At 57.7% G+C, this 11,264-nt stretch carries 8 protein-coding genes and 1 pseudogene; 2 read left to right on the forward strand and 7 right to left on the reverse strand.

The features are described from left to right. Positions 1-160: 160 nt before the first annotated feature. The 3 genes and pseudogenes from D882_RS0109885 to D882_RS0109895 all read right to left on the reverse strand — a co-directional run bounded on the left by D882_RS0109885 (position 161) and on the right by D882_RS0109895 (position 2,804). Entirely contained in the window at positions 161-1,069 is a 909-nt protein-coding gene (locus tag D882_RS0109885; RefSeq protein WP_155953716.1) for an outer membrane protein, read from the reverse strand. A 566-nt stretch (positions 1,070-1,635) separates the two neighbouring features. Then, positions 1,636-1,851: pseudogene (locus D882_RS1000000131955) on the reverse strand (protein kinase); the annotation flags it as partial. Positions 1,852-2,243: 392 nt separating this feature from the next. Beyond that, positions 2,244-2,804, reverse strand: a complete 561-nt coding sequence (locus D882_RS0109895; RefSeq protein WP_027923086.1) for a YSC84-related protein — start codon at positions 2,802-2,804, stop codon at positions 2,244-2,246. A gap of 304 nt (positions 2,805-3,108) precedes the next feature. Between D882_RS0109895 and D882_RS0109900 the strand changes: the two genes are divergently transcribed. Beyond that, positions 3,109-3,588 carry a VOC family protein gene (locus D882_RS0109900; RefSeq protein WP_027923087.1) on the forward strand — a complete coding sequence of 160 codons (480 nt, stop codon included), beginning with the start codon at positions 3,109-3,111 and terminating at the stop codon, positions 3,586-3,588. A gap of 104 nt (positions 3,589-3,692) precedes the next feature. Here D882_RS0109900 and D882_RS0109905 read toward each other — a convergent pair whose 3' ends face one another. From D882_RS0109905 to D882_RS0109915, 3 genes are all read right to left on the reverse strand, one after another. Beyond that, positions 3,693-4,994: an FAD-binding oxidoreductase gene (locus D882_RS0109905; RefSeq protein WP_027923088.1), complete on the reverse strand. Its 1,302-nt coding sequence runs from the start codon at positions 4,992-4,994 to the stop codon at positions 3,693-3,695. Then, a complete protein-coding gene (locus D882_RS0109910; RefSeq protein WP_027923089.1) occupies positions 4,991-6,079 on the reverse strand; it encodes a polyamine ABC transporter substrate-binding protein in 1,089 nt (362 codons plus the stop codon). Before D882_RS0109910 ends, D882_RS0109905 begins: the two co-directional genes overlap by 4 nt. A 169-nt stretch (positions 6,080-6,248) precedes the next feature. Beyond that, positions 6,249-7,607 (reverse strand): glutamine synthetase family protein, encoded by a 1,359-nt coding sequence (locus D882_RS0109915; protein WP_027923090.1) that lies wholly within the window; start codon positions 7,605-7,607, stop codon positions 6,249-6,251. 161 nt (positions 7,608-7,768) lie between these two features. Here D882_RS0109915 and D882_RS0109920 point away from each other — a divergent pair, with 161 nt between their 5' ends. Further along, positions 7,769-8,677: a helix-turn-helix domain-containing protein gene (locus tag D882_RS0109920; protein WP_027923091.1), complete on the forward strand. Its 909-nt coding sequence runs from the start codon at positions 7,769-7,771 to the stop codon at positions 8,675-8,677. A 23-nt stretch (positions 8,678-8,700) separates the two neighbouring features. Here D882_RS0109920 and D882_RS0109925 read toward each other — a convergent pair whose 3' ends face one another. Continuing rightward, positions 8,701-11,091, reverse strand: a complete 2,391-nt coding sequence (locus D882_RS0109925) for a DUF3772 domain-containing protein (protein ID WP_027923092.1) — start codon at positions 11,089-11,091, stop codon at positions 8,701-8,703. Positions 11,092-11,264 lie beyond the last annotated feature (173 nt).

An 11,264-nucleotide genomic window follows, 5' to 3' on the forward strand; every position in this document is an offset into this window, starting at 1 on the left:
GCTTCACCTTACCGGAAAGGTCAGGTGTCGCACTCAGTTTCCACGGTCACCCGTCTCGGTCTGTGTTGTTCCGGGTTTTTATTCGTCTGTGCAACGCGTTGGATTATGGTCTTTACAATAGTTAAAACGCATAAAATAACGAGAGACGCCAAACGTTAAACTAGAAAGCCCGGTTAATTGATAGCGCAGCAGATTGTGTCGTTATACTGCCAGTGGTGCTACCGATGAGCGAACCAGTGTAAGTGTAAGGCGTGCCGGGGTTTGTGAATGGAGCGGAGTAGTCGATGGTATGGCTTTTGGTGACGGAGTAGTTGTAGCTAAAGTCCAGAAACCACGATGCACTTAAAAAGTAGGTGCCGCCCAGTGTCGCGGTGCCGCCGTACACCCAGTCTGAACCGGAAAAGTTAGTCGGCTGCCCAGATATATCCGTGCGATTTCCCTTGAGGTCGGCAAAACCAACCAAGTCGGTAATTTTGGTGTTTATTTGAGAAGCGGTCGGTCCAGCGCCTGCATAAATATAGCCGGACTTAAATGACCGGCCAATATAGGGCACTAAAGACATGTGATGTTCAACTTCGGTTTCAAACGAGCGGACAACTGCATTCCCGGTAAAAGAGGTCGTTCCGTAAGCGCCAAACTGAGGGATCAGGAAAGGGTCTGTCTTAGAGCTGGTTGATAAGTAATCGTAAGTAAATTTACCGCCCCACAGCCATTTGCTGTTCTCGAAGTGCTTGAAATAGCCCACTTGCAGTGACGGCGAAAATTTTGAATCGGAGTCCATGCTCAGGTCGACAGCTGGCCCACCGGCAGAGCCGGAAGAAATATAGGCGCCGGTATTCGAATCATAGACATTCGACAAGCCGGTTGCATAAATATCCTGGTTGTTAAATTGGGTGTGATTGGCGCTGGCGCCGAACCCTATAAAAAACGCTGAATCTGGAACACTGGCCCCTGATGGCGACTCGGCAAAAACCTCGGCGCTCTGAGAGACGCCCAGTGCACAAGCAAATGCCAGCATGGTCGATTGCGATTTAGTTGGAAAAGTGTGGGTTGATGGCTTAATTGTCATTATTTATACCCCATTATGCATCGGCATTAGCGCAATAGATTGGCCAGATAGCCAATCAATTCGTAAGCCTGCGGGTTATTTAAGCAGGTCGAGCGGGTGGTGACTACTGAGAATGTTTTGAGAGGGAGTTTCTTTCTGGTTAAGTTTAGCGACTGTCTCTATAAGCCCTTGGATTCATAGAATAAGATGACGCGTCAAACAATAAGCAGATAGTTAGCCACCGGTAGAATCCGGGGTCACGCGCCTCAAGAACATCGATGTTGGTTGGCTGACTTCCTCAGGACGTGAAGCGGCCAACGCATGAGACGCAAGTGGCCATAACCGGACTATCAAGCTGCTGGAAACCCGAACCAAAAGAGTACGCCAACGACTACTATGATCCATGCAGTGCAGCGGCATAGGTGAATGACGACGAGGTGGCAATCCAGTCGCAGCTTGCCGGTGCTGGCACGGGAGAGGTCGAGCAAATCGTCCACTAACCGAGACATGTGTTGCACCTGACCTTCAATCAGCGCCTGCATCCTCGGCAGTTCATCACTGGGCACCCGCACCAGCCGGCCGGCAATGTAGCGGTCTTCCAGGTCCGAGGTCAGCAACACACTGACGCCGACACTGGTGAGGGCGGTGACCATACACGACAGTGATTCGCGAAAATCTTCGCGAAAGGTCGACGCCAGCGCCAGTTCGAAGCCTGACAAAGAGTCGATCACCACGCGGGTGCCCTTGAGCCGCGTGATTTCACTTAACAGCAACTGCACGATCTCGTCGATGGACAGGTCGGGGCGCGGCTATCCACCAGTGGCCAGACGGTTGATAGTCACTTGGGTGCTCATGGCGAAGTTAGAGAAGCTACGATCTGACGGCTCTCTTCGCTGAGCCTGGACATGGCTAACTGATATCTGAAGGACAGGTGTTGAATAACCTTACAGCGAGCTGCCGAGACTTAATTGGCCGCTGCGTAGAGCTACAGTCATTTATGGGGATAGAAGTGGCAGGCAGCTAAATAGCTGCCTTCGGAAAACACTACTCTACCAAGCACCCGCTGAACGATTTAGCCAATCTGTTGCCTCGACCGGTTGAATCCACAGACGATTACTGCCCGTTAAGCCGGGCAGCAATCGAGCAGAAAAGTGATGGTCGAAGGGGAGACTGACACCCAATCAAACCGCCGTTTTCAGCGCTTGATCTGGGAAATCTTCGTGCCTTCGATGCTGACGCCGGCCATTAACCCTTGTTGGTCGGTAATGAACGCGTAGGCGTCATCTTTCAGTGTCGAGCTGGACAGGTTTTTCGCAATCCCTTCATCCACTACGACAACCGTGGGCCCCACACCGATTTCCCAACCCTTGGTTTCGGCGAGGTATTTCACTGCTTTGTCGGTCATCAGAAACACCACATAGCCATACGACTGGGCGCCGGCCTGCAACCCCCATGACCCGCTGACGGAGTTGTAATACTTATCGATTTTCGTGCCTTCCATTAACACGCCTTCGCCATAACTTCCGCCGAAGACCAGGCCAGCCTTGATGATTTTCGGGAAGACCAGGATCGCCTTTGCCTGTTTTGAAAGGGTTTCGGCAGCTGGGGTGGATTTGTAGAGGATTTTCAGTTCTTGCCGAGCGTCGGCATTCAAATCCTCGGCGGTGGCCGCACCTGCTGTGTTGAGGAGGCTCGCCGAGGCCAAGGAGGCTGTTGCGAGGAAGAACGAGAGGAGGAATTGCATTGATCGTGTCATTTCCGTACTCCGAGAAAGGGAGCTTGGATGGGGCCAGCAGTCAGTGTCTGCATCTGGCAGGAACCGAGCTTGCTGACGTTATCCGGCGCACCCTGAAAGGTTGGGATTGCAAGCGTCGCGCTTGAATTATAGAGGCCCCGGGCCGCTGATCAGTTGCGATGCCATCACTGGTTGTGACCACTGTGTAACGGCGGGGTTCGCTGATGGCTGACACGCCTCGAACCTCGGTCAATACCTCGGCGTCCGGTCGCAATTCTCTGCGCTGCTAAAATGCACCTTCGAGTTCCAATCCAGGAGAACCACGATGATCAGCAAAAACACGATTTGTCTCTGGTACGACGGCACTGCGCTGGAGGCTGCGACTTTCTATGCCCAGACGTTTCCCGACAGTGCCGTGGGTGCCGTGCATCGCGCGCCGGGCGACTATCCGGCGGGCAAGCAGGGCGATGTCTTGACGGTTGAGTTCACGGTGATGGGCATACCGTGTCTCGGCCTGAACGGCGGGTCGGGAATCAAGCATAACCAGGCCTTTTCGTTTCAGGTCGCGACCGATGACCAAGCCGAAACGGATCGCCTGTGGAACGCGATTGTCAGCAACGGCGGCACGGAAAATGTCTGCGGCTGGTGCCAGGACAAGTGGGGTTTGTCGTGGCAGATCACCCCGCGTGTCTTGACGGCCGCGGTTACCAGTCCTGATCAAGCGGCAGCCAAGCGCGCGTTCGAGGCCATGATGCAGATGGGCAAGATCGATATTGCAGCGATTGAAGCGGCGGTGGGGCGTTAGCGGGTGTCGACGGATGCCGGGTGTCTTTTTACCAACCCGAAGCGGCTTGAGGCAGCCCGGCATCTCCTGTCGTTTTTCATGTGCAAGTGAAGGATGGCTTAACGTTAACCCAGCATTTCTCGCATCCGGTACCAGAGCATGCCCAGCGCCAGCAGTGGCGAGCGCAGGGCACGGCCGCCGGGGAAGGTCATGTGCGGCACGGCGCTGAACACGTCGAAGCCTTTGCTGTGCCCGGCATGGATGGCTTCGCCCAACAGTTTGGCGCACCAGTGGGTGACGTTCAGGCCATGGCCGGAGTAGCCCTGGGCGTAGAACACGTTCGGGTGCTGGCTCAAGCGCCCGACCTGGGGGAAACGATTGGCCGAGATGCCGATCATGCCGCCCCATTGATAGTCGATCCGCACATTGGCCAGTTGCGGGAATACCTTGAGCATTTGCGGGCGCATGTAGGCGGCGATGTCCGCCGGATCGCGACCGGAATAATGGCAGGCACCGCCGAACAGCAAACGCCGGTCCGCCGAGAGCCGGTAGTAATCCAGGCCAACTTTCTGGTCGCAGAGCGCGACGTTATGCGGGATCAGTTTCGACGCCGCTTCTTCCGACAGAGGCTCGGTAGCGATGATGTAGCTGCCCGCCGGAAGCACCTTGCCGCTGAGCTTGGGTTCGAGTTCTTCCAGATGCGCGTTGCAAGCCAGCACCAGGCTGTCGGCGCGCACCGTTCCGCCGGCACACCGCACTTGCACGGTACTGCCATGGATCAGTTCCAGCACCGGGCTCTGCTCGAAGATCTGCACGCCGAGGGAGTGCGCGACACGGGCTTCGCCGAGCACCAGGTTCAGCGGGTGCAAGTGCCCCGAGCCCATGTCCACCAAACCACCGGCATACACGCCGGCGTTCACCACCTGCTCGCGGATCTGTCCGGGTTCGACCAGGCGGGTTTCATGGGCGTAGCCCGACGCGATCAACTCCGCGTGTTCGGCCTTCAGCCCGGCGAACTGCGCCGGGGTGTTGGCCAGTTCACAGAAGCCCCAGCGCAGGTCGCAATCGATGCCGTGTTCGCGGATTCGATTACCCACCACTTGCACCGATTCGACGCCGGCACGTTCCAGATAGCGCACACCTTCGGCGCCGACATGCTTGGCAAACCCGCTGACGTCGTGGCCGATGCCGCGAATCAACTGGCCGCCGTTGCGCCCGCTGGCGCCCCAGCCAATCCGCCGGGCCTCCAGCAGGATCACCGAGAGCCCGCGCTGCGCCAGTTCGATGGCGGTGTTGACGCCGGTGAAGCCGCCGCCGATCACGCAGACATCGGCCGTCAGGTCCGAAGTCAACGTGGGGCGCGGCGTCAGGCCGTTAGCCGACGCGGCATAGTAGGAATGGGTGTGTTCGTTGCTGTACTGAGTCATTTGTTGGACTTCACTTTGCTCCAGGAACGGGTCATCAAACGCATGATCGCCTGGGGCGGGGTGGTCGAAATGTAGAGTTTGTCGAGGACGGCCTGGGATGGATACACCTCAGGATTGTTCACCAGTTCCGGGTCCATGAATGCCTTGGCTGGCGGGTTCGGGTTGGCGTAACCGACCGACGCGCTGACCTTGGCAATCACTTGTGGGTCCAGCAGGTAGTTGATGAACGCATGGGCCTCTTTTGGATTGCTCGCATCGGCGGGAACGGCCAGCAAGTCGAACCACAGGTTGCTGCCTTCCTTGGGAATGGCGTAGGCGATGTTCACACCGTTCTTGGCTTCCTTGGCGCGGTTGGCGGCCTGGAACACGTCACCCGAGTAGCCGAAGGCCACGCAAATGTCGCCGTTGGCCAGGTCGGACACGTACTTCGAGGAGTGGAAATAGGTGATGTAAGGACGGATCGCCAACAACTTGGCTTCGGCCTTTTTGAAGTCTTCGGGGTTTTCGCTGCGTGGGTCCATGCCCATGTAGTTGAGGATCGCCGGGAACACTTCATCCGCCGAGTCCATCATCGACACGCCGCACTGGCTGAGTTTCTTGATGTTTTCCGGTTCGAACAGCACGGCCCAGGAATCGATGTGATCGACGCCCAGCACTTGCTTGACCTTGTCGACGTTGTAGCCGATGCCGTTGGTGCCCCACAGGTACGGCACGGAGTGCGCATTTTGTGGGTCGTTCTTTTCCAGCAAGGCCAATAGTTTCGGGTCGAGGTTCTTGAAATTCGGCAGTTGCTCGCGGTCGAGCTTCAGGAACGCGCCGGCTTTCACCTGACGGGCGAGGAAGTGGTTGGACGGCACTACGACGTCATAGCCGGTGCGGCCCGCGAGCAGTTTGCCTTCCAGGGTTTCATTGGAGTCGAAGACGTCGTAGATCACTTTGATCCCGGTTTTGGCCTGGAAGTCGGCGAGGGTGGTTTCGCCGATGTAATCGGTCCAGTTGTAGACGCTGACCTGTGGCTGAGCCTGCACACCGGCGCTGAACATTGCCGCCAGCGCGACCGGGAACATGGATTTCAATAGACGCATATCGACACCTCTTCTAATTATTGGATTCTTCCGGAGATTCTTTGTTGATCCTGAAGCCGCTTTCGCGAGCAAGCTCGCTCCCACAGGGGAATGCATTTCAGATTTGGAATGCATTTAAAGTGTGGGAGCGAGCCTGCTCGCGAAGAGGCCGGTGCAGGCGAATCAGGTCTCAGACGCTCAGCATCAGGAACTCACGCTCCCAGGAGCTGATCACCCGCTTGAAGTTTTCGTGTTCCGCACGCTTGACCGCGACATAACCGCGAACAAACTTGCTGCCCAGATAACGTTCGACGGTGTCGCACTCTTCCATCTGGGTCAGGGCGTCTTCAATGGTGATCGGCAAGCGCAGGTTGCGACGTTCATAGGCGCGGCCCTGTACCGCAGCACTCGGCTCGACGCGCTCGACCATGCCCAGGTAACCGCACAGCAAACTTGCGGCAATCGCCAGGTACGGGTTGGCGTCGGCGCCCGGCAGGCGGTTCTCCACGCGCATCGCATCTGGCGACGAGGTTGGCACGCGCAAACCGACGGTACGGTTTTCTTCGCCCCATTCGACGTTGACCGGCGCCGAGGTGTCCGGCAGGAAGCGGCGGAACGAGTTCACGTTGGGCGCGAACATCGGCAGCACTTTAGGGATGTACTTTTGCAAACCGCCAATGTGGTGCAGGAACAGCTCGCTCATGTTGCCATCGGCGTCGGCGAAGATCGGCTGGCCGGTGGCGATGTCGACCACGCTCTGGTGAATGTGCATGGCGCTGCCAGGCTCATCGCCAATCGGCTTGGCCATGAAGGTCGCCGCCACATTGTGCTTGAGCGCGGCTTCACGCAGGGTGCGCTTGAACACGGTGATCTGGTCCGCCAGGTCCAGCGCGTCGCCGTGACGGAAGTTGATTTCCATCTGCGCCGGGCCGTCTTCGTGGATCAACGTGTCGAGGTCCAGGCCCTGCAGTTCACACCAGTCGTAGACATCTTCGAACAGCGGATCGAACTCGTTGGCCGCGTCGATGGAAAACGACTGACGACCGCTTTCGGCACGCCCCGAACGGCCCATCGGCGCCTTGAGTGGCAAGTCCGGGTCTTCGCAACGCTGGGTCAGGTAGAACTCCATTTCCGGCGCCACAATCGGCCGCCAGCCTTTGTCGGTGTACAACTGCAGCACTTTTTTCAGCACGTTGCGCGGCGACAATTCGATCGGGTTGCCGAACTTGTCAAAGGTGTCGTGGATGACGATGGCGGTCGGCTCGATCGCCCATGGAATCACATAGACCGCATTCGGGTCCGGCTTGCAGACCATGTCGATGTCGGCCGGGTCGAGCAGGTCGTAGTAGATGTCGTCGTCGACAAAGTCCCCGGTTACCGTTTGCAAAAGCACACTCTCCGGCAGGCGCATGCCTCGCTCATGCAGGAACTTGTTAGTGGGTGCAATCTTGCCGCGTGCAATGCCGGTCAAGTCACTGACCACACACTCGACTTCGGTAATCTTGTGATCTTTCAGCCAAGTGAACAGCTGATCGAAAGGGACATTCATAAAGACCTCGTTATTGGTTTTATTAACGTCGGGGAGGGCGGTTTCATCCACCGCACTCTTCCCCTGAGACGCGTTGACGACTATCTTGGGCGAGCCTTGCGGTTCCATCTATCCACTTTAAGCAGCACCAAAACGCACCAAACGAGTGCGTAAGGTCACCCATGTCAGCGTCCAGTCCGATTCAGGTTCAAGCGTTCAACACCGAAGATGTCGCCGAGCAAATCCGCGCCACACCGGGTTGGGTCCAGCACTATCAGCAGATGTCGCCAGGGCATTTCGCCGGGCGTGTGCGCTATCTGGACTTGCAAGGCGTGGAGATCTACGAAGAGCAGATGAACACCCGCGTCGAGCAGAATTTCAGCGCACCCGAGGGGGCACTGGCGTTCTGTTTTGATCGCAGCGACAACGCGCTTTACCTGCTCAATGGTGAAAGCCGCAACATCTGGATCACCCCCGAGAACTACCAGGAAATCGCCGTGGTATTCGGCCCTGAATTCGTTCAGCGCCAGGGGTTGAACGTGGCGCGCCTGGAAGGGTTGTTCCTGTCGCCGCTGAACTCGGGGCAGAACGCCTTGTTCAGCCGTTGGCTGAGCGGCACGCTGACCCGTCTGGGCGAAACACTCGACCCACCGAGCAAGGAAGCCCTGACACAGCAGTTGCTGGAGGACTGTTTGTACATCCTCGACAACGCCTGCGTGTGCCTCGACCGGGGTGGCTTACAGCGCCGCACCGAAGAGCGCGCGATCATGAAACGCATCGGGGAGTGGGCCGCCGATTCCCCGGAAGAAACCCTCAATCTGCTGGAGCTTTCCCAGGTCGCCGGGGTTTCGTTGCGTCAGTTGCAGCATGCGTTCAAGGCCTTCACCGGCATGACACCGAGCCATTGGCTGCGCCTGCGCCGGCTCAACAGCGCACACCGCGAACTGCTCGGCCGCACCCCCAACGAGACCACCGTTGCCGAGGTAGCGATGAACTGGTCGTTCTGGCATTTGGGGCGGTTTTCCAGCAGTTATCGGGCGTTGTTCAAAGAGTTGCCCAGTGAAACACTCAAGCGCTGCGGCCAGCGCTGAACGAACTAACCGGACGTCATCCTTCAGTCCGGGGTCGCCGGCTTAGCCAGTTCAATCCCCGCCGCGCCCAGTCGCTTCAAAATCTCGAACAACAGGTCGCTTTTGGTGATGCCGACGATTCTCGGGCTGCTGACGTAACCGGTGATGGTCAAGGTGATGCCATCGGGGCTGAGTTTGCTGAAGCGCACAAACGTCGCCGGTTTATCGAGGATGTTCTCGTTCTCTTGGTAGGTGTCATACAGCAGGTTTTTCACCTGCTCCGGATCGATGTTCAGCGGGAACATCAACTCAAGGCTCGCCACGCCTTGGGCACTGCCGCCCAGCGTCACGTTGCGCAGGTTTTGCGAGATCAACTGGGAGTTGGGCACGATCACAATCGAGCGGTCGCTGAGCTGGATTTCCGTGGCCCGGACGTTGATGCGGCGGATATCACCTTCGACGCCGCTGATGCTGATCAGGTCGCCGACCTTGACCGGACGCTCGGTCAGCAGGATCAGGCCAGAGACGAAGTTCTTGACGATTTCCTGCAAGCCGAAACCAATACCCACTGACAGGGCGCTGACAATCCACGCCAGGTTGGTCCACTGGATGCCCAGCGATGACAGCGTCAGCAGGATCACCAGAGCATAGCCGATGTTGGCGAACAGGGTACTCAGCGAGGCACACATGCCGGGGTCCATATCGGTTTTCGGCAGGAATTCGTCATCCAGCCAGCGGCACAGGGCTCGAATCAGGTAGATCCCGATAAACAGGGCCAGGATGGCATTGAGCAAATGGCCGGGAATGATGTTCAGCTTGCGCAAACCGTCACCGCCGAGGATCGACAGCGCCTGGGTCACCAGTTGTCCGAACGTGGTGCCTACGCCGCCGACAAACAGCGAAATGACCGCCAACAGTATTAACGTCGCACGACCGGCCCCGGACAAAATGATCTGGGCTTGCTCAAGGCGCACATCGCCCATCCCCAGCAACTGTTTGATCGCCTTGCCACTCGGGCTCTTGGGGGAGAACAGGTATTCGCAACTGTCCCTGAGCAACTGGATCAGCATGTAGAAACCTGAGAGGACGATAAAACCCCAGACCAGTTCGTACGTGATGAACCTTGCCAGGGACACATAGCCGATCAGCAAGGCGAAGAACGAGATGACCAGCGCAATAATCGTGCAGGTGTAAATCAGACCGGCCAGGGCAGTGCCCGCTTCAATGCTGTCGCCAGCGGCAACCAGAACTCTTCGGGCGTGACTCGCGCGGCGGAACAACAACGCGAAGATAATTGCCACCACCAGTGCGATCAGGCCTCGCCCCAACAGCACGGCGGCGCCGCTCATGCCGGAGACATTGGTGATTTGGGCTATCGTCACCGTCACCAGCAGGGTGGCGGCCAGTATTCTGGGGTAGGGCTTTATGGCCTCCGCGACGGAATCGTCGATAGCGGGTAGCCGCCAGGAGGGGTGCTGGTTGGCCAACAACGCACGGCTCAACCCGGTGATCAGCACGCAGGTATAGACCACCCTTTCGAACTCCTCGGCGAAGTTCTGAATCATCGGCGACAACGGCAGTTCCCGCGTGAGGGCGTAAAACAGCAGTTGCAACGCACAGGCGGTGGTCAACACCGTGGCCACGACAGACGCCAGGGCCAGCGTACTTCGCCGCAATCGCCCTTCAGGCAGGCGATGGATGCAAATCCAGGTCAGCCCTCGATCAGCCAGTCTGCGGCCCCAGATCCAGATGACCAGGGCCAGCAACATCAGCAGGACTGTCGACAGACGCTGGCCGGGTTGCCAGGCAGCCGCGAGTGTGTCGCCGGCTTGTTCGATGAAATTGATGAGCCGCAGGCGATCCTCCGGGAGTGGGTTAATTAACGGTGCCCAAAAATCCCGTCCCAGGATGCTGCCACTGCGCAGTGTGACTTCGCTTTCCAGAAGACTGCGCCGGATGCTGGCGATTTGTGTAAGGAGGTCGACGGCACTGGCTCTCAGTGCGGCGAGGATTTTCAAGCTGGCATCGACGTTTTTCTTTTGCTCGGAAAGAACAGCTCGTTGCGCCGTGATATCCGATTTCTCGACAGCCTCGCCCCCCAGGGAAACCGGACCGCTCAATACGTCCAGTTGCGCTTGCAGTTGTTTCTGTTCGGGCAACAGCGACGATTGCAGGTTGTCCACGTCATTGATAAACGACTGAACGGAGTCTTGCAGGCCGACCATCATGGTGACGTTATTGGCCAGTGAAACCCGCTGTTTGATCAGGTCCAGGCGCAATTGCAGGCCTTGCAGTTCACTGGTGGACACCGCCGCCGACGAAGCGCCTGGCGCAATTATTGAAGACGGTGCGGGATCATCCGCGGGCAGCGCTGCGCCACTGGGCACCAGCAGGGTGAGCGCGACGAATATCACTGACATCAATACATGACGCATAGGCGTTCGGCTCTGTTGTTGGTCACTCAGCCTATGAGGTTAGGTCATCAGGCCAAAACGATCGAAAAGTTTCGTCTTTACGGGCAGCAATCGACATAAGGGCCCTGAGGCGGCTGATGGCTGATCTACACTTCTTGATGCTCAATCAAGCGTGGGAGGGCGGTCAACGGACT

The sequence above is a fragment of the Pseudomonas sp. URMO17WK12:I12 genome, from assembly GCF_000514395.1.
GTDB classification, from domain to species: domain Bacteria; phylum Pseudomonadota; class Gammaproteobacteria; order Pseudomonadales; family Pseudomonadaceae; genus Aquipseudomonas; species Aquipseudomonas mucoides.